Here is a 19,917-nt window from a genome sequence, read left to right on the forward strand (position 1 = left end):
TTGGCAAGCGATCACAGTTTTAGTATTTCTTTTAGCGTTTAATAACAACGCGTCGACCTTGGCTGAATAAAACAATAAGCTACTTACAAAAACGCAGTATGTACTATATCGACTAGTCCGTTCGTGGTGAGTCTAGTCGAACCATGATCGGACTGGTCGATCCGACGTAAAAAACACATACTGATTTATTGCTAAGTGCTTACCCCTTTTTTGATGGTTGGACTAACACCGTTATAAACCGAGTTTTAATCGATGCGTACTGGACTCGTTACCAATAACCCTTTAGGTTGCGGGCGGTTTTTATACTTTTACATCCCATTAATTGATTGAATCACCCAATTTTAATGCGCTAACGTAATGCTCAACTGCTGATTTTAGGAATATGCCTGTTGTTTAATAAGTACAAAGAGGTCGTTAATGTTTGAAAACACTCTAAAATCGTCTGCGATGGGTTTTGCAACCATAGACGAACAAGGCTGCATCGTTTTTGCTAATTCTGCATTATGCTCCATGTTGGGTTTTCTAAACACAGAAGCTGCGGTTGGTTGTCAGTTAATACCACATCTGTTAACGCAGTTTATCTGCACTAACCCATCTGACTTTTCGCAGCTTTTGCAAAAAATTGAACCGGCAATTATGGAGTTGCAACCGATAGCGTCTGCTGACCCGGTAAGACTACATATTGGCAGTGCCGAATCGGGCTTGCGTCTGTTGGTGGTTGATCGCATGCCTAAAATCATGACTATCAGTGCGCATGCTAAAACATTGTCTCACTACGATCCCATGACCGGACTAGGCAATCGTCTGTTATTAGAAGAAGTGATAGCCAATTGGCAGCCCAATCCACCCGACGTACTGTCAATGGCAGTCATAATGATAGATCTGGATCGCTTTAAGCCAGTGAATGATACCTTGGGGCATGCCGCCGGTGATAGCTTGCTTAAATTGGTTGCCAAGCGCTTGTTGTCTGCCGCGCGTAAACAGGATTATGTCATCCGTATGGGGGGTGATGAGTTTCTAATTTTACATACCATCGGTTCACAGCCAGTAGGGGCAGTGACGGTGGCTAAGCGTATTGTTAATTTAATTGCTCGTCCGTTTTTAATTGATGGACAACAGGTTAATATTGGTGCCAGCGTGGGGGTTGCTGCGCTTAATCACGGTACCGATACCGTTAGTGATTTGTTGAAACATGCCGATCTGGCGCTATACGAAGCTAAGGCCGCCGGTCGTGGTAACTTCAAATTTTTTGAACCCGCGTTGGCCTTACGGGCGATGGGGCGGCGCGATTTGGAAATTGATCTTAGGCGGGCACTGGGTCTTAAAGAGTTTTTTTTGGTCTATCAACCGCAGGTTAATATTGTAGATGGTAGCCTACGTGGATTTGAAGCGCTAATACGCTGGCAGTGTCCAAAACGTGGATTGGTTTCGCCGTTGGATTTTATTTCTTTGGCGGAAGTCACTGGCGAAATTCATGCCATTGGCGAGTGGACATTACGCACCGCTTGTGCAGAAGCCATGACTTGGGATGGCGATTTTTGTGTGGCAGTGAATGTATCGCCGGTGCAGTTTGAAAATGATCAGTTTGTGCATATATTGCGAAATGTACTGGTCAGTACCGGATTACCCCCACAGCGTCTGGAAATAGAGATTACCGAGGGTTTGCTGATGAAAGATTATAGCGGCGCTCAAAAACACCTGTGGGATATTCAGGCTTTAGGGGTAGGCATAGCCATGGACGATTTTGGTACCGGTTATTCATCACTCAGTTATTTGCACAATTTTCCTTTTTCCAAAATTAAGATTGATCAGTCCTTTATCAGAGGCAATAAATCTGATAAGTCGTTGGCATTAGTGAATGCCATCATCAACCTGGGGGATTGTCTGGGTATGACCACGGTTGCAGAAGGCGTAGAAACTCAGGAGCAATATCAGGAATTGGCCGATGGCGGCTGTATGGTGGCGCAAGGCTATTTGATAAGTAAGCCCATTACGGCGCAGACTGTGCCAACCTTTATTAATTTAATTAAGACTAAAGAAAGGTAAAAAAGAGTAACAAAGGGCTGTAAAATGAATAATGCACTCTATAAATTGGTCTATATAAGCCGCAATCAAATACAGGGTAATGCTATCACCCTAAGAGCGGAGATCGAGCAAATTTTGGCTACCTCCAGAGTCAATAATTTAAAATCGGACATTACCGGTGCCTTAATGTTTAATGCGGGGTGTTTTGCGCAAGTACTAGAAGGTCCGCACGACAAAATTCAGGAAACATTTGAAACTATACAATGTGATACACGTCATGCACATACCTGTATCCTGGTTTTTGAGCCCATTGCGGAACGTAGTTTTTCTAAATGGGCAATGGCTTATCACGGTAACGATAGCAATGCCGCGCTTCAATTCAGTGATATTACGCTGAAATCAGGCTTTGATGCCAATCAACTGAATGGCGAACACATTTATGATCTGATTAAAGAACATCTGCTGTCAGCCAATCTGAGTATTTAATCCCATCAGAGCATAAAATGACCGTTAGTTTAAAGAAAAACTATAGCCTAGGTTAAGTTTTAGCCGTGATGCAAGGTATCTGCTTTACAATGTTTAACTACTCCACGCTGTGTAGAGATAACGCGCCGCTAGGCGAATGACCCTTGTTTAGTTATGCATTGATTTAAAAACACTATACCTTTTAAGTAAGCGCCATTTTGCTCAAGTTGTTTTTAATCAAAATCTAACCTGTTTCACCCCATTGATAAGCGAGTTACACCCATTGTTTGAAAATAGAGCGTTGTTTATTGGTCTATTAATGCTAGCTGCAACTGCATTGCAAGCCGGGGTGACTGTGCAACCCGCAATGCCAGCCAGCAACCATAGCAGTTCTGTAACAGCAACCCAGCAATTTTTGCAAACCCGCGATTATTTCCTGCAATATTTTGCACAAGCAGATTCTCTGTTGGCACACGATGATAGCTTGGCGCTACAAGTGTTGCAGAAACAATTAACCGAGTTGCTAGGTCCGGTACAGGTAGCCGGATTTGCCGAACAGGGACGGCTTAACCGAGTCACACTAAATCAGGAGGCGGGTGTAGAGCAAGTGGATGGTTTACAGTTTCAACTACAAAGCGACATGTTGTTTGTGACAACAACTGCTTTGCTACAGGATTTTTTGCTGAAACATCCCCAATATCCCTCGCCGTTACCGAAACTACTTAAAACAGCACACTGGCCGATTAAAACCAATTTTTACAGTGCGGTGTTTGCTTGGGATGCAGCCGTCCTTAATTACATGGATATACCGATTAAACACGGCAATAAGCAAGTGGTCAGTCAGGCTTTTTTAGGTGCTTATACGCAGGATGTTGTTCCAGAAACTCCAGATAGAGTATTTGTGTTTAGCATTAAAGACGATAAAGTTTTTATGCTGTCAGCACTAACGTCTATTAAAATTCCAACCATTCAAGCCTGTAAATTGAAACGGGATAAAATGATGGGTAAATCGTCCAGTCAAAAGCCTCATTCTGCTAAAGCGCAAAAAAATGCCAAGGCACAAGCCTGGCAAGCTTATCAGCAATGTTTCGCTCGTTCAGCACGACAACAGCCATTCTTTTCGGTAGTTAATAAACAAGCGCAAATGCTGGTTGATCGTTTGTGATGCTTTAAGGAATAGGGCTTGCGATATGGTGGCTAGGTTCTGAAAGCGTCGCTTGCAGCTTTTTTGCTAACGCCATAATACTATGTTGAGTGACTTTTGCATGGCTACCTTTTAGTTCTATATCATAGCGCGCAACTTGTGTTTCTTTGTTAACGTCTATCAATAACACCTGTAAATAAGAAAATAAAAAACTGGGTTTAATGTGCTGGCTGATCACCATCCAGTCGACATTTAGCTGTCTGCCTAATTTTGCACTCTGTGCCGGAAAATGGTAAAAGTCTGCAAAATTGTTATTGGCGGCTGCTTGTAACGTACTTGGGATAGATATAGCGTGATAATCATCATTTAGATTCAAGCTTTCAATCAGCAAAGGTGCCATTGATGCTGTACGCTGCAATTCTGTTTGCGTGTTTGCTAGCAGGGTAAGATCGTTTAGCTGAAAATCAAGCACAGCAATGCGTGTTTGTGCGCCACACTTGAATGTAATGCAAAATAATATCAGTGCTAGTAGTTTGTATTTATTCATGATTGACTCTTTTGCCTATGCTAATGATAACGGGTGTGCTTAAAGCATAAACTGACAGAACAAATAGATATGCTGATATTTGCCCGCAATACTCGGGTAATTTGCCTGCGCTTTATCCACTAATTAAAATACCAGCACCCACATTAAACCCAACTCGCAGTAATGCTATATAATGCTTGCACTTTTGCGCCATACGCGTATTTAATGCTTGTTGCCACAAAACAGTTGTCTGTAAGGGTTTGATTAATCAATATAATTATTTGATAATCACTATCCGGTTTGTGTGCGGTCTTGCTGCTAATAGCAAAATGTGCAGATAATAATAAAATGATAACATGCAGAAAATGCAGCTTTTTTACCCCTAAACAACAGTCAACTTACTATGGCATGGCATCAGCTTTCGGTCGTCACTGACGAATCAACTGCTCCACAACTCTCTGATTTTTTTAGCGAGCTGGGGGCTGTTTCAGTTACCTATAGCGATGCTGAAGACGAACCCGTTTACGAGCCGGGTATCGATCAAACTATCATTTGGAGTAACACACGGGTGACCGCTTTATTTGAGTTGGATGCCGATCCTGATGTGGTGCAAACGCTGTTATTTAATCAATTTATCGGACACAATCTGCAAAACTGGACTGCCGAAGTCTTGCTGGATCAGGATTGGGAACGAGCGTGGATGGAACATTTTCATGCCATGAAGTTTGCCGATAAGCTATGGGTGTGTCCCACCGGCCAGGAACAACACGAAGCGGGTACGGTGTGTATGACGCTTGATCCGGGTTTGGCCTTTGGTACCGGCACCCATCCCACCACCGCTCTGTGTCTGGAATGGCTAGCCCAGCATGATATGCAGGGCAAAGTGATGATAGATTATGGTTGTGGCTCCGGCATCTTGGGCGTGGCAGCATTGTTACTAGGTGCGCAACATGTGCATGCTATCGATATAGATCCACAAGCTATCACCGCTAGCCGCTATAATGCTGAAAAAAACCATGTGGAAGCCGCTATCGATTATTATCTGCCTGCGCAGTTTACTCCTATGACCGTCGATGTGGTGGTGGCCAATATTCTGGCTAAACCCTTAATAGAGCTTTCCGAATCTATCGCTGCCTTGGTAAAGGTAGGTGGTAATCTTATTTTATCTGGAATACTCAAGCAACAGGCGGCCGCGGTGGTTGAGGCTTATATTCAATTAGGATTCAGTTTTTCTGAAACCGTAACGCAAGAGGATTGGTGCCGTTTGGATGCTATAAAACGATGAGCTATGCCGAATTATTTTTAAAGAAAAACGAAGATCGGCGTTTACGGCAAGGCCATGTCTGGGTGTTTAGCAACGAAGTAGATACCCAGCGTAGTGCCTTGGAACAATTTACACCCGGACAGGTGGTGTTGGTCAACGATCATGCGGGCAAGTGTTTGGGTGTAGCCTATGTTAATCCACATGCTTTGATTTGTGCGCGATTATTATCCAGAAAACCCAATACCAAACTGGGCGAAAATTTTTTCAAAGCACGTATAACAGAGGCTCTGCAATTACGCGAACGCTGGTTCGATAAGCCCTATTATCGACTGGTGTTTTCTGAAAGTGATGGCTTACCAGGTTTGGTCATAGACCGTTTTGGCGGCGTATTGTCGGTGCAAATTACCACTGCCGGTATGGAACTGCACAAACAAGTGATTGTGGATGTACTGGTTAAATTATTAAATCCCGATGCAGTACTGCTTAAAAATGATAACAGTCAGCGTCAACTGGAAGCACTGAGTCTGGAAAATGAATTAGCCTATGGGCAAATGCCGGAACAGTTGATTATTGAAGAAAATAATGCGCGTTTTATTATTAATGTGGCCGATGGGCAAAAAACCGGTTGGTTTTACGATCACCGTGAGAATAGAGCCCAGTTTGCGCGCTCGGTCAGTGGCTTAAAAGTGCTGGATTTGTTCAGTTATGCCGGTGGCTGGGGCATTCCGGCTGCATTGGCTGGGGCAGCAGAAGTCACCTGTGTAGACAGTTCTGATTCTGCCCTGGATTTGGCCGCACAAAGTGCCGCCTTAAATGGCGTGGCTGATAAAATGCAGTTTATACGTAGCGATGTGTTTGATTTTCTTAAACAACAACGTGAACAAAACGTGCATTACGATGCCATCGTGCTAGATCCACCGGCCTTGATAAAACGAAAAAAAGATTTTAAAGCGGGCTACGAGGCTTATAGACGCTTAAACCAATTGGCCATACAAGTATTGTCCAATCAGGGTATTTTGGTGTCCGCTTCCTGTTCCTATCATTTAACGCGAGAAAATTTGCACGAAATACTCAGATCAGCCAGTCGGCATATAGATAGGCATCTGGTGTTTGTGGGTAGCGGCGGGCAGGGGGCTGATCATCCCATTTTACCGGCCTTGCCGGAATCGGAATATCTTAAAAGTTTTGTTTGTGCGGTTTCCAGCCGATTCTAGGTGCCGTGATGAAGCCACATTCAGCCTGTCATTTATGCGGCCAATCGGTAGTAATCGGGCGTTTTGTGTTGGGCGAAGCGCACCTGCAAAAACAGTTTTGTTGTCTGGGTTGTCTTAGTATTTTTCAATTGCTCAATCCTGAGCGCACTATAACTATAAAATCATCGGAGTAAATAACATGAAAGCGTGCGAATCCTGTTCTGATCGGGTTAATATTGGTTGTCATCACCCGCATAAGCCGGTTTGGTCCAGAGCCCTTGGTTTAGTGTTTATCTATTTACCGATTTTAACCTTACCCTTTGTTATTCTCAGTGCTTATTTAACCTATTTTAGTCTGAAGCTGGTAGGGGCGGAAAATGTTAAAACCTGGGGAGATTTCTTACCCGATCGTGCCAGCCACCGCTATACCTTAAAAGACCAAATTATTATGGATGGTTCATTTAAATTGAGCTTTTCGCAATCTAAATTGTTCTGGATTTTAAACTGCACTTGGTATTGCCCTTACAGTGTCGGTTTGTTTGAATGGCATGCCTACATGGTTAAAGTGGTTGAAAACTGGTGGTGTCCGTTTACGCATGCGCGTAAAGACAGTTATACCGATGGCGCTATCGACCAGTCTTTTTGGCATATCTACCCAGAAGAAAAAGCCAAATTGCACGAAGACGATAAAAATAATCCTATTTTTACTAAAGACGCTGACAGCGAATAAGGTAGTTGTCATAAATACGTCATGTTTGGGCTGCATCTTAATGTTAAAATTCAGGGGTTGTACTTAAAAGTACCTGATTAGCAAGGTGTTGCTATCGTGGTAGGGTGGGCAGAAAAATGCCCACCTGTTTTTCATTGGGCAAACTCTAAACTAGCAAAATCTGTCGCAATAATTGATAGGGTTCTCTATTCATGCACTGCGCTGACTTTTAGAGTCCTGTAACCCTAGAATAACTAGATAGCAAAAATCCTTATATATTCTATTTTTAGTGTGTTACCCATAAACATCTCAGGATCACAATATGGCCATCTCTGCACCACCCGTTCAGCCAGCTAATCAAACCTATAAACCGGCCACTGTCTGGTGGTTTTGGGCAGGGATAGTCGTGTTATTGGGCTTGATCTTTCGGGTTAGTATTGATGAAATGCTGTCGGTGTGGCTGAATGTAGAAGAGTATAGTCACGGCTTCTTTATCCCCTGTATCACCCTGTATTTGATCTGGATACGCCGCTCCGAATTGCAATTGGTGGCTAGCGTTAAAGATTCGCAATTAGGTTTGATCGTCATGCTGTTTGGCATGCTGCTGTTCCTGCTGGCAAGTCTGGCGGTATTTCGCGTGTTTGAACAGTATGCGTTTTTGATTACCCTGTATGGTTTATTTGCTGTTATTTTTGGCAGCAAAGGCTTGCGCACTTTTTACATTCCGCTGTTATTTCTGCTGTTTATGGTACCGCTGCCGTCTTTCGTGCTGAGCAATCTGTCCACCAAATTGCAGCTTATCTCCTCATGGTTAGGGGTAGAATTTATTCGTACCTGCGATATTATGGTTTATCTGGAAGGCAACGTTATTGACCTGGGTAGTTATAAATTACAAGTAGTCGATGCTTGTAGCGGTTTACGTTATTTATTCCCCTTGTCGAGTCTGGCGTTTTTATGTGCTTATTTATATAAAGGACCCATCTGGCAAAAATGGTTGGTATTCTTGTCGTCTATGCCCTTAACCGTCTTTATGAACAGTTTTCGTATCGGCGTGATTGGTGTCATGGTAGATAACTGGGGCACCGCCATGGCAGAAGGTTTTCTGCACGATTTCGAAGGCTGGGTGGTATTTTTATTATGTATGCTGCTATTGTTTATAGAAATGTGGTTGCTGACCAGACTAAGTGGCCGTAAACAAGCGTTTAACGAGCTGGTACAAATACCCGATGCCTGGCTGGCAGAAAGTAAAACCGGCGTTACACACGTAGTGTTTAATCGTTCCATATTTGCGGTATTATTGTTGTTGCTAGTAGGGGGCGGTATTTCCGAGTCTATAAAAGGTCGGGTAGATATCATTCCGCAACGTAAAGCCTTTGTTAATTTTCCAGCACAAATTGACAGCTGGGTCGGTCACAATGAGTTGCTTGGGCCTGAATATTTGGCGCAGCTAAAACTGACAGATTATGTGATCACCAACTATGTTAAACCTGGCGAAAAACAGGCCATTAACTTTTACAGCGCCTATTATCAATCGCAACGTAAAGATGCTGCGGTACATTCGCCACGTAGTTGTATCCCTGGCGATGGTTGGCAAATTGTCCAGTACGAAGAGCGCAGCTTTCCAGAATTACAATTAGAAGGTCAACCTTTAGTCGTGAATCGTGCCATCATTGAAAAAGGCGAAAACAGACAATTAGTGTATTTCTGGTTCCAGCAGCGTGGACGCCTGCTAACCAATGAATATTTGGTTAAATGGTATTTGTTCTATGACGCCATTACCCTAAATAGAACCGACGGTGCGTTGGTCAGGCTGGTGATTAACTTGGATAAAAGTGAAGATCCCGCCGTGGTAGAGCAACGCTTGCAAGCTTTTCTAAAAGCGATATTACCAAAATTGCCAGACTATTTACCAGGCAAACATGTGGAAACCGCTGGCGTTGCTGCTATTGAATAAAGTCTGTGTTGAAACCTTATAACCGCATCAATTAGGTAGGTAATTTGTAGATTGTTGCGGTTAAGTCAGTGCTTGATGCGGTGCGTGCCTCAACCTAATGCGCCGCATCAAGCACTGACGGACAGCGCTATTAACTAACGCTTCCACAATCCGCTTTAACTGTGATTAAGGATACGTCTGCTCTATCCCTTGTATTTTCAAAAAACCAGATACCGTGTCATTTTTATTGATTCCTGGAGTGACAGGCTGCTCAAGATCCTTTTTGCAATGGTATGGTATTGATTTACTCAGTGCTTTTACCTTAGCCAAGCGTTGTTTTGGATAGCAACAAGTATCTATTAAACGCGTGGCACCGTTGTCCACACACCAGTTGATTATTTTATCTATATTAATAATATCTTTATTATTTTCGTCAACAAATGCTTCTTTAGTGACCTCTCCATGTCCAACAACATAGACATCAGCATCTTTAATTTTTGATTTGTAACCGTTCAAGGTGTCTTTTTGCGAAAGATCGCAAAACTCAAAGCCAATACTGTTAGGATTGTTTTCAAGCAGGGCGGTTAGGGTTTCGGCATTTGGACGGGTATGCTTGCAGATATTTAAAACTAGGTAAGGCATGGTAGTATCTCCTGATTGAAAAATGAGTAATTTTCAAATTCGATTAACTGTTAACTTAATTCCCCAGTTTAACTTGCTTAACGAGTAAACATTACTTAGGCTAAGTTACATTGAGGGGTTTTGCCAGCCAAAGCTAACGGCAGCTTTCAAAAGTCACTATGCGCAGTATCGCTTAGCCCTTTAATTATGGGTATTTTCGAACCATTGATGCACTGCACGATCTTACAAACAGATAGCATACAGACTTATTGCTATGTACTTGGTCAAATATTAAGTACGTTTATTACAAACTGGGCAGTTTTTAAAAAACTTAACATTTTAACTAGCCTTTGGCGGGCAGATCATAATGCACAGGCAAGTGGATTGCAACTTATAATCTAGTAAAAAAACTGAATGGCTTTCGGTATTTCTACCTATTTCATTTCCACCATTTCAATTAATAAGTGTTGACCAATAATATTGCGTAGACTGGTCAGCGCAATTTGATGCACGGCCAAACTGCAGTTCTCGACCGCGATAACGGCTCTTTCGGCATCTGTTAGCTATTGTGGATGTGCTGGATGAAGTGAAGCACTCAAATACACTATAAGCCAATTTTGTATAGCCATTGCTGTTCGCAACAGCTTTATAAGTGAATTAAGTATAATATGTAGACATAGGTAACGGTAAACACCATTGGTCTGAATACCGATTTACTCTATCGGAACACAACGAATACAAAATATCGGGAAAACTCCGCTAAATGGCAATTAAAAAAACCGAATTATCCTCATTGCTGTGGGCTGGTTGCGACAAATTGCGCGGGGGTAAAGATTATGTTTTAACCTTGCTGTTTATGAAGTATGTATCCGATAAATACAGAGGTGATCCGCACGGCATGATTGTGGTGCCGCAAGGCGGTTCAGCTCAAAAGCAGTTTAATTGTCTAGATGCAATAGATTTTCCATTTCCATCAAAAGAAGAACAACCCATCATCCAATCCGACATGGATACCGAAATCCAAACCCTGCAACAACGCTTAAGCAAAACCCGCCACATCAAACAAGGTATGATGCAGGAATTATTGACAGGTAAAACGCGTTTGCTTAAAACGTCATCGAATAAGTCCGCAACCGAAAATAGGGAGTTTGCAAATGGCAAATGATGTATTTAGCTATGGTAGCCGTTGGTTAAAAGCCGACTTTCATCTGCACACCCGCGCGGATAAAGAATTTAGCTATCCAGGTGCGGATAATGAGTACATAAAAGAGTATGTTTCCGCTCTGGTTACTGCAAACATACAACTAGGCGTGATTACTAATCATAATAAATTCGATAAACAAGAATTCAAAGTCCTCCGTAATGCTGCTCGTAAAGCGGGTATTGGCTTGCTACCTGGGGTGGAACTGTCAATCAATGATGGGCAAGCTGGTATTCATACCTTAGTGGTGTTTGCCGATGAGTGGATAGACAATGATACTCAGAGTAACTATATCCAAAGTTTTTTAGAAGTTACCTTTGCCGGACAGACCAATTTCGAGCAGGAATACGCGCGTTCAAATCATAATATTGTCGAAACCGTGCGGGAATTAGATAAGTTGAACAAAGATTATTTTTTAATTTTTGCGCATGTAGAAGCACCCAATGGTCTGTGGGGGGGCTTGTCAGTTGGTCGAATACAAGATTTATTTGAAAACGAAACCGTAAGACGCAGAATCCTCGGTTTTCAAAAAGTACGTAGCCGTGATGAACGCTCGAAAATAGTACAGGCTTTGAACAATTATTATCCTGCGGATGTTGAGGGTTGTGATGCCAAAAACTTTGCTGATATGGGTGCCCGCAAGCAAGCGACTTATTTAAAATTGGGGGATTTTAGTTTAGCGGCAGTCAAATTTGCTTTGCGCGACTATCCTAACCGGGTCGCTAACAGCTTGCGTAAATATAAGCATTCCTATATCAAAAAAATAAGTTTTGAAGGCGCAGGCGCATTGGGTGGCACCGAAATTTGTTTCTCACCGGAACTGAACATTTTAATAGGTATAAGGGGCAGTGGCAAATCCTCAGTTTTAGAGGGCATACGTTATGCGCTTAATATTCCGTTTGGCGATAAGGCATCGGATATCGAATATAAGGAAGGCTTGGTTAAGCACTTGCTACGTAGTGGAGGCAAAATCACCATAGATGCGGTTGATCGTCGCGGTCAACCCTATCAAATACGCCGTATACTGGGTGAGCGTCCGGATGTCTATGTCAATGAACAATTGCAACCCGGTGTTTCCATACGGGAAACGGTATTGTATAAACCCATCTATTTTGGTCAGAAAGACCTCTCCAGTACTGGTGCTGGATTCGAAAAAGATTTGATCGAAAAACTGGTCGGCGAAGCCTTGATACCAGTCAGGCAAAAAATTGCGTTAGCACAACAGGCCGTATTAGACAGCATTGTTCAGATACAACGCCTGAAGCGTGCAGCGGATCAAAAGCAGGAGTGGCTGCAAAAAAAAATGGATGCTGAGTATAAATTAAAGTTTTATCAGAAACATGCTGTAGAAGAAAAGCTGCAAAAGCAAATTGATTTTGACCGGGACGAACGTAAAGCGGGGCAAGTGATACAAGAGGTTCAGAATTATTTCGACCAACTAGTCGGATTTATTGCGACTGTTGAAGATGAATTAAATAATCAAGCCTTGTATAAGTCAGCCAATAATCAGGCGTTTTTTGTGGATTTTTTTGCGATATTTGCCAAAATTCTACAAGGATTAGATACCATTAAACAGATATCTACTCAGGGACAGCCGCTTGTTTCAGAATTGCAGCAAAAATTTTCCCAATTTATACGTAACAAGCAGACCTTAAAAGAAGAGTTTGCTGAAATTGAACGTAAATTGGCTGGCGAATTGCAACAAGCAGGTGCACAAGCGATTAATCCGCAAGAGTTTCGCGAATTAAAACAGTGGTTGGATCAGGCTGAGCAAATGCTGAATGCATTGGAAAAGAGTGAGCAACAATACACTGAGTTGAAAAAATCGCTGGAGGGTGAATTTGCAAAATTGAATGATGTTTGGCTGGAAGAATATCGTGCCATAGAGCACATTGTGGCCAGTATTAATGAGATAGATTCCCCATTGAAAATTGTGCCAGCGTTTAAGGCGAATAAGGATGCCATGCTTAAATTCCTTCAAGATTTGTTTCGTGGTAGTCGTATCAGAGAAGCAGGCTTACAAAGCGTCATTAATGAATACAGTGATTTTGGTGCCATGTGGCGGGATATGTCAGCAGCTAATCAGATTTTAGGTGGCGCATTTGAAACATTTAGCCAATACTTTGAAAATAATCTCGCTACGTTGTTAACCTGGCAAGTGCCAAATGTTTACACAATTGAATATCACGGTAAGGCATTGGCACAGCATTCACTGGGGCAGCGGGCGTCAGCTTTGATGCTGTTTGTATTAAGCCAGCGTGACAACGATGTTGTGATTATTGACCAACCGGAAGACGACCTGGATAACCAAACAATATATGATGATGTAATTAAATTGATACGTGCGCTTAAACCGGAAACGCAATTTATTTTTGCTACTCATAATGCCAATATTCCGGTGTTGGGTGATGCTGAACAGGTGATAGCATGCAGTTATGTGGATGAGCGAGTAGTTACAATAACTGGCAGTATTGATTGTGCCAACATTCAACAGCAGATCGTAAGGATTATGGAAGGTGGTGCAGAAGCTTTCGAGAGACGTAAACAGGTGTATGAAGCATGGAAATAACAGAATTACTAAGCATAATAGCCAATGGCGAGGATAGTCGACACCAGTTTAAAGCCGATTTTAGAAACGTTGATGCGGTAGCAGCGGAAATGGTTGCCTTTAGTAATAGTCAAGGTGGCTGGTTGATCATTGGTGTGAGTGACGATGGCGCAATTTCCGGTTTAAGCGCTACCGACATGGCTAGGCTCAATCAGTTAATTTCTAATGCGGCCAGTCAGTCAGTTCGTCCACCCATTAATCCAATTACTGAAAATATAGCCATGCCTGATGGTATGGTAGTGGTTGTTAGGCTAGATCAGGGTATCAGTAAACCTTACATGGATAATCAGGGCTTCATTTGGGTAAAAAGTGGCGCTGATAAAAGAAAAGTGACCGCTAGAGAAGAAATGCAGCGTATGTATCAAGCCGCTGCCTTAGTGCATGCTGATGAAATACCTGTACAAGGCACGTCTGCTGGGGATGTCGATAACGAGTTTTTTGAGTCGTTTTTTGAGAAATTTGTTGGAGAACCTTTGGCAGTGCAAACGCTTTCATTAGCTAAGCTAATGGAAAATATGAACTTGATGAGAGCAAATCAACTGAATGTTTGTGGGACTTTGTTATTTGCAAAAAAACCGCAGTTTCGCTTGCCTATTTTTGTGGTTAAAGCAGTAGCTTTTCCAGGCCAGAATATAGCTGATACTAACTACCTGGATAGCCAGGATATAGATGGCAAGATGTCGGATGTTTTCCAAAAATCACTTGCTTTTGTCTTGAGCAATCTGCATTATCAGCAGAATGAGCAGGGTGTTAACTCCTTAGGCGAACCTGAAATACCCCGAATAGTATTTGAAGAATTAATCGCCAATGCCTTGATCCATAGAGATTATTTTGTTTCAGCACCTGTAAAAATACTGGTGTTTTCTGATCGAGTAGAAATAATTAGCCCAGGCCACTTACCCAATAATTTGACTATTGAAAATATCAAGCTGGGTAACTCGAATGTCAGAAATCCCATCATCGCTTCTTTTGCACCACGCATATTGCCTTACCGCGGGCTTGGTAGTGGAATTTTGCGGGCCACACAGGCTTATTCTGACATTGATTTTATTGATGATCGTGAGGGTAATACTTTCAAGGCGGTTATTCGGCGCAAAATACCTGTAAGACTTAACTGAACATGCTTAAAACAGAATTATTATAAATTATTGCTAATGGCGAAAACTCAGGCATTGAGTTTAAGCGCGACGATATTCGCCCAGAACAACTCGCTAGGGAAGTAGTGGCAATGGCTAATTTTCAAGGCGGTAAACTGTTTTTGGGGATAGAGGATGACGGCTCAATAATCAGTGTGATCTTAAAAGCACAGCTCAACCTGCGCAATGGCATCGAATTAAGTCGTTCGTGGTGAGCTTGTCGAACCATGATTGGCTTAACCCTTCAGCCTTCGACAAGGCTCTCCTGAGCAAAATAGTCTAACTACCCACCGATTTCTTACGCAACATCCCCGCCAACTCACCCGCCAAATTAACAAAATCAGAAGGCATTAATACAATGGTGGTGGTATTCTGTTCGGCACCGACTTCGGCTATCATTTGCATTCTTCTCAACTCCAGAGCAATGGGGTTTTCGGCAATTTGTCTGGCACCATCGCTAAGTTTTGCGGCGGCTTCCTGTTCCGCTTCAGCTTTAATAAGCCTTGCACGTTTCTCTCTAACCGCCTCTGCTTCGCGGGCCATGGCACGTTGCATGGCTTCTGGTATTTCTACATCTTTCATTTCCACCATTTCAATTTTAACGCCCCAGGCTTCAGTAGAACTGTCCACAATGTTTCTTAGCGCCTGATTGATTGCATCGCGCTCTTTCAATACTTCGTCTAATAAGTGTTGACCAATAATATTGCGTAAACTGGTCAGTGCAATTTGATGCACGGCCAAACTGTAGTTCTCCACCGCGATAACAGCTCTTTCGGCATCTGTAACCCGATACCACAATACCGCGTCTACTTTTACAGTTACACTATCTTTGGTGATGGTTTCCTGCCGTTCCACAGTAACAGTCCGCGTCCGCATATCTATAGTTTTTTGCCATTCAATGAGAGGGATAATCCAATACAAACCAGGACCTTTTATACTTTGAAAACGACCTAATCGAAACACAACACTTCTGACGTATTCGTTAACAATACGAAAACCAGACAGAAACAGAATAAAAACCAGCAGTAAAATCAGTTGGGTAGTAGACATGGTGGTTTTCCAAATGTGGATTAGCAGAAAACGGATAATTTTTGCCTTAGAAATGGCTGTCCGCCAAGATTATAAATTAACCTTGCATATTTTAGGTATTAAAAACTACATAAGGTAATAAAGTGCAATACGTTCGAATATGGCTTTGTCATTACGGTGTAATCTAAGAATGTTCAGGTTGGCTAAAAAGCAATATAAGGCTTTAATGCTTCGCGGTTAAGCAACACAATTTGCTGAACCATGGCCTCGCGCTGCCTATCGTCTTTACCAATACGCATTGCCAATAAAAAATAAGGCAACAATGCCGCGCGTACCGTACTGGTAAGCTGTCCATTGACCATGCCATAATCACGCTCAACTGCGTACTGTTGATTTTTATTTAAGCCTGGATGTGGGCCAATAACCACGCTTAAGTCAGTTTTCCATAAAGTATCTGTAGGGCAGGGCATTGATGGCTTGTTCAACAATGTAACCTGATGGATACGCGCTAATACAAAATCACGAAAACTGTTTTCATGCGAATAACTAAAAGCCCGCATATGCCAGCGCCAACCATCAAATACCAATGTTTGCGGTAAAACTAAATGAGTTTTAAACTCAGTACTAGACATAGATTGGTAAACCATTTGTATAGTCAAGCCAAATCGAGCAGCCTGCAACACCGGGCGTAACACGTTTAAATCTATATGCCGTGTGGGAGGGCTTAGCACCTCAATAGCCGGCAGATTACTCATTAAGGTAACAATAGGCGCTAAACTAGATTGCGATATTTGTAAAACTTGCAAACATTCTTGCGGACTTCCTGTAATTAATAAAGGAACAAATTTCTCGGTAATGAGATAGCGTTTTAAAGAGCGGTCATAACGTAGATTATCGGGCCGTAACGATATGTAAAGCGCAATATCCTTGGTGGCTTGCACACGGCTGATAGAAAAGGTCGAGGTTAAAAAGCCTGTTATCAGTTCGCCCGTCCAGAAGACTGTTGCTTCCAGTAAAGTAAGGCGTTGGCGTATATCCCATTTAAGGAAATCTTCGGTTGGGTGGATCATGAATATATGGAAAGAAAGTTTATATGCATATTTTTATTGCATGACAATAAAGTAATGGTATATAGTCTACACCAAGTGCAGAGCGTTTACTTGCATTTTAGTATTCTGTGTTTTGTATTAACATATTCGTTAGAGTCGATTGACATAAACCAACAGGCCATTTTAAATGAATCCACAGTATTATCGTTACTGGGGCAAAGCCCATGCAGATCAGGAACAAGGGCCAGCCTATCATTTGCTCCCTTATCATTGTTTGGATGTGGCTGCGGTGGCGGATGTTTGGTGGAAACAAAGTTTCAATATTAGACGTAGCTTTATTGGGATTGCAGGTCTAAATGAAAAACAGGCTCGAGCTTGGCTGTTATTTTTTGTTACTTTGCACGATTACGGAAAGTTCGATCTGCGTTTTCAGCGTAAAGCGCCGGAAGTTTGGGAAGTCGTCAATACTGAAGTAAGTTCAATGCCCATTCAACTGAATGGACTATCGATTAAAGAGTATTACCATGGCCCGGCTGGACTTTATTGGTTTTATCAAGATTTAAAGGAACGCTTTTCGTCAGGAGAAGGTGACTTCTGCTTCGACGATAACGAAGATTGGCTAGCATGGTATAGTTGGTTAGCGCCAGTAGTCGGTCATCATGGTGCTATACCGCAAGATTACGAAAAAGACAATTTAAAGTACTCTCTGCATAGTGCTTCACAGCAAATACTGGACACACTCAAAGAAGCACGGCAGCAATGGCTTAAAGTTGTTGAGCTGTTGTTTCTTGTCCCAGCCGAATTGTCGTTAAATGATACACCGCCATTGCTCACCGTTACAAAAAACTCTCAAACATCTGCAACGATGCTGGCAGGATTTTGTTCAATATGTGATTGGTTGGGATCATCCGCACGATTTTTTTATGACGACCAATCTTGCGATGATTTATCGAAGTGGTATAAAAGTCGATTGGATATAGCGAAAACTACCCTACAAGAAGCGGGTGTCATCAGCCAAATCAGGTCTTATCAAACTATTGATAAGTTACTGAATGGTAACTCGCCACGACAAGTGCAATGTCTGGTTGAAGATTTGCCTAAAATACCAGGTTTAACCTTGATCGAAGCCTCTACAGGTTCGGGTAAAACCGAAACCGCTTTGGCATACGCATGGCAACTATTGGCATTGGGCCTGGCTGACAGCATTGTGTTTGCCTTGCCAACTCAGGCCACCGCTAATGCGATGTTAAAACGTTTGGAAATGGCAGCGCCTTTGCTATTTGACAATCAAACCAATGTGGTGCTTGCACATGGTCGGGCGAAATACGAACAGAATTTCATTGACTTGAAGCAGGCTTGCCAACCGCATACGGCTCAGGGCTATGAAGAAGCTTGGGTGCAATGCGGCAATTGGTTAGCGCAAAGCCGCAAGCGGGTATTTCTCGGTCAAATTGGCGTTTGTACTGTCGATCAAGTTCTGGTGTCGGTGCTACCCGTCAAGCACAAGTTTGTGCGCGGCTTCGGTATTGGTCGTAGCGTTTTGATTATCGACGAAGTTCATGCTTATGATAGCTATATGTACGGCTTATTGGACGCGGTTCTGGAGCAACAGCGCCTTGCCGGAGGTAGTGCTATTTTACTGTCAGCGACTTTACCGTTTCAACAAAAAGCCCAGTTGGCAGAATCCTGGGGTAGTAAATTAGTCACTCCGAACAAGAACTATCCGTTGATCACCCATTGTAGTCTTGGACAAACTGCTACCTTCGATTTGTTAGCTCTGCGCGAACAACAACCCAAGCCAACATCGGTGCAGGTGGAGCTAATCAAAACACCCCATTTATTACCTGATGTAGACTTCATCCAACATTTACTTGACGCGGTAGTGCTGGGTGCACAAGTCTGCCTAGTCTGTAATATCGTCGCGGTTGCACAGCAACTTTATCAGCAAGTATCAGTTATAATCGAACAAGACGACCGATTCAGCGAAGATCAGCTATTACTATTTCATTCCCGCTTTATCTTTGCAGACCGTCAACAAAAAGAACGCACCGTTCTCAATCTGTTTGGTGCGGAACCCGCCCCGGCAGATGCCAGAAGTAAAGGCCATTTGCTGATTGCTACTCAAGTGGTTGAACAATCGCTTGATCTGGATTTTGATTGGATGGTTACCCAACTTTGTCCGGTAGATTTGCTTTTTCAGCGCATGGGTCGTTTACACCGTCATCTGCGCAATAGGCCAGAACACTATAAAAATCCGGTTTGCACCGTGTTATTGCCTACAGAAAACGATTATGAATTGCATGAACTAATTTATGGCAATAGTCGGGTGTTGTGGCGGACTCAGCAATGTTTGCAACAAGCTGAACAAAAAACCGAATCTCAAGTCAGCTTTCCTGATGCTTATAGGGATTGGATTGAACTGGTTTACAGTGAAGAAGCTTGGGCGGAGGATGAGCCGGATTGGGTGCAGAAAAGCTACGAAGCCTACGAAATAGATCGAGATGCCAGCCAAATGACGGCTAGGCAACTGATTACCAGTAACATGAATGAGCTTTCAGACAATGATAGCCATGTTTCTGCGCTAACCCGCGATGGCGACATGTGCCTGAACTTAACACCTTTTTATACCAATACTCAGGGCAAACCGTGTTTGTTAAGCGGTCAACAGATAGACACGCTGGATGAAAGTGACCGCTTGGAATCCATAAATCTAAACAGTGTTGCCGTACCAAAATACTGGGGCGATCATGGCAGGTTGCCAGGGACCGATAAAGACGGTTTTATTTGGCTTGCCATGCAAATTGGTAGTGGTGAATGCCTAAGTGCAGAGGAAAGTAGTTATTTATATTTTTATAATTCTAAGGCTGGGTTTAGTAGAGTGGCACGAACACAAGGAAATGCGGAGGCTTAGCCTCCGCACAAGCCCTGAGGTTTCAGGGAACAGTTTATTTCAGATGTTAACTTAAAACTGAATAGTGGTTTATCCCCGTGAATACGGGGAACAGATCAAATTT

At 42.7% G+C, this 19,917-nt stretch carries 16 protein-coding genes; 12 read left to right on the top strand and 4 right to left on the bottom strand.

Annotation, left to right across the window (positions count from 1 at the left end; all coding sequences use genetic code 11):
- The first annotated feature begins 417 nt into the window (after positions 1 to 417).
- The 3 genes from ABH008_RS11260 to ABH008_RS11270 all read left to right on the top strand — a co-directional run bounded on the left by ABH008_RS11260 (position 418) and on the right by ABH008_RS11270 (position 3,655).
- A complete protein-coding gene (locus ABH008_RS11260) occupies positions 418 to 2,046 on the top strand; it encodes an EAL domain-containing protein (RefSeq protein WP_347985712.1) in 1,629 nt (542 codons plus the stop codon).
- A 24-nt stretch (positions 2,047 to 2,070) separates the two neighbouring features.
- Entirely contained in the window at positions 2,071 to 2,511 is a 441-nt protein-coding gene (locus ABH008_RS11265) for a BLUF domain-containing protein (RefSeq protein ID WP_347985713.1), read from the top strand.
- Positions 2,512 to 2,773: 262 nt separating this feature from the next.
- Positions 2,774 to 3,655, top strand: a complete 882-nt coding sequence (locus tag ABH008_RS11270) for a hypothetical protein (RefSeq protein ID WP_347985714.1) — start codon at positions 2,774 to 2,776, stop codon at positions 3,653 to 3,655.
- Positions 3,656 to 3,659: 4 nt separating this feature from the next.
- Here ABH008_RS11270 and ABH008_RS11275 read toward each other — a convergent pair whose 3' ends face one another.
- Positions 3,660 to 4,181 (bottom strand): DUF2380 domain-containing protein, encoded by a 522-nt coding sequence (locus ABH008_RS11275; protein ID WP_347985715.1) that lies wholly within the window; start codon positions 4,179 to 4,181, stop codon positions 3,660 to 3,662.
- Between the two features lie 382 nt (positions 4,182 to 4,563).
- Between ABH008_RS11275 and prmA the strand changes: the two genes are divergently transcribed.
- From prmA to xrtD, 4 genes are all read left to right on the top strand, one after another.
- Positions 4,564 to 5,445 carry a 50S ribosomal protein L11 methyltransferase gene (gene prmA, locus ABH008_RS11280; RefSeq protein ID WP_347985716.1) on the top strand — a complete coding sequence of 294 codons (882 nt, stop codon included), beginning with the start codon at positions 4,564 to 4,566 and terminating at the stop codon, positions 5,443 to 5,445.
- Positions 5,442 to 6,638 (top strand): class I SAM-dependent rRNA methyltransferase, encoded by a 1,197-nt coding sequence (locus tag ABH008_RS11285; RefSeq protein ID WP_347985717.1) that lies wholly within the window; start codon positions 5,442 to 5,444, stop codon positions 6,636 to 6,638. The genes prmA and ABH008_RS11285 overlap by 4 nt, the downstream gene beginning before the upstream one ends.
- A gap of 178 nt (positions 6,639 to 6,816) precedes the next feature.
- Positions 6,817 to 7,347, top strand: a complete 531-nt coding sequence (locus ABH008_RS11290) for a hypothetical protein (RefSeq protein ID WP_347985718.1) — start codon at positions 6,817 to 6,819, stop codon at positions 7,345 to 7,347.
- Positions 7,348 to 7,648: 301 nt separating this feature from the next.
- Positions 7,649 to 9,280 carry a VPLPA-CTERM-specific exosortase XrtD gene (gene xrtD / locus ABH008_RS11295; protein WP_347985719.1) on the top strand — a complete coding sequence of 544 codons (1,632 nt, stop codon included), beginning with the start codon at positions 7,649 to 7,651 and terminating at the stop codon, positions 9,278 to 9,280.
- A gap of 165 nt (positions 9,281 to 9,445) precedes the next feature.
- Here xrtD and ABH008_RS11300 read toward each other — a convergent pair whose 3' ends face one another.
- Positions 9,446 to 9,901 carry a hypothetical protein gene (locus ABH008_RS11300; protein WP_347985720.1) on the bottom strand — a complete coding sequence of 152 codons (456 nt, stop codon included), beginning with the start codon at positions 9,899 to 9,901 and terminating at the stop codon, positions 9,446 to 9,448.
- Positions 9,902 to 10,643: 742 nt separating this feature from the next.
- Between ABH008_RS11300 and ABH008_RS11305 the strand changes: the two genes are divergently transcribed.
- From ABH008_RS11305 to ABH008_RS11320, 4 genes are read left to right on the top strand one after another with little or no spacing between them, the layout of a single operon-like run.
- A complete protein-coding gene (locus ABH008_RS11305; RefSeq protein ID WP_347985721.1) occupies positions 10,644 to 11,045 on the top strand; it encodes a hypothetical protein in 402 nt (133 codons plus the stop codon).
- On the top strand, positions 11,035 to 13,650 hold the full coding sequence (locus tag ABH008_RS11310; RefSeq protein WP_347985722.1) for a TrlF family AAA-like ATPase: 2,616 nt from the start codon (positions 11,035 to 11,037) through the stop codon (positions 13,648 to 13,650). The genes ABH008_RS11305 and ABH008_RS11310 overlap by 11 nt, the downstream gene beginning before the upstream one ends.
- A complete protein-coding gene (locus tag ABH008_RS11315) occupies positions 13,641 to 14,807 on the top strand; it encodes an RNA-binding domain-containing protein (protein WP_347985723.1) in 1,167 nt (388 codons plus the stop codon). The genes ABH008_RS11310 and ABH008_RS11315 overlap by 10 nt, the downstream gene beginning before the upstream one ends.
- A 53-nt stretch (positions 14,808 to 14,860) precedes the next feature.
- Positions 14,861 to 15,040: an ATP-binding protein gene (locus ABH008_RS11320; RefSeq protein WP_347989969.1), complete on the top strand. Its 180-nt coding sequence runs from the start codon at positions 14,861 to 14,863 to the stop codon at positions 15,038 to 15,040.
- A gap of 64 nt (positions 15,041 to 15,104) precedes the next feature.
- Here ABH008_RS11320 and ABH008_RS11325 read toward each other — a convergent pair whose 3' ends face one another.
- Positions 15,105 to 15,875 carry a slipin family protein gene (locus ABH008_RS11325; RefSeq protein ID WP_347985724.1) on the bottom strand — a complete coding sequence of 257 codons (771 nt, stop codon included), beginning with the start codon at positions 15,873 to 15,875 and terminating at the stop codon, positions 15,105 to 15,107.
- A 182-nt stretch (positions 15,876 to 16,057) separates the two neighbouring features.
- Positions 16,058 to 16,924, bottom strand: a complete 867-nt coding sequence (locus ABH008_RS11330; RefSeq protein ID WP_347985725.1) for a WYL domain-containing protein — start codon at positions 16,922 to 16,924, stop codon at positions 16,058 to 16,060.
- Positions 16,925 to 17,090: 166 nt separating this feature from the next.
- Here ABH008_RS11330 and cas3 point away from each other — a divergent pair, with 166 nt between their 5' ends.
- Positions 17,091 to 19,814 carry a CRISPR-associated helicase/endonuclease Cas3 gene (gene cas3 / locus ABH008_RS11335; protein WP_347985726.1) on the top strand — a complete coding sequence of 908 codons (2,724 nt, stop codon included), beginning with the start codon at positions 17,091 to 17,093 and terminating at the stop codon, positions 19,812 to 19,814.
- Positions 19,815 to 19,917: the final 103 nt, after the last annotated feature.

The sequence above is a fragment of the Methylomonas sp. AM2-LC genome (genome assembly GCF_039904985.1).
Lineage (GTDB): Bacteria > Pseudomonadota > Gammaproteobacteria > Methylococcales > Methylomonadaceae > Methylomonas.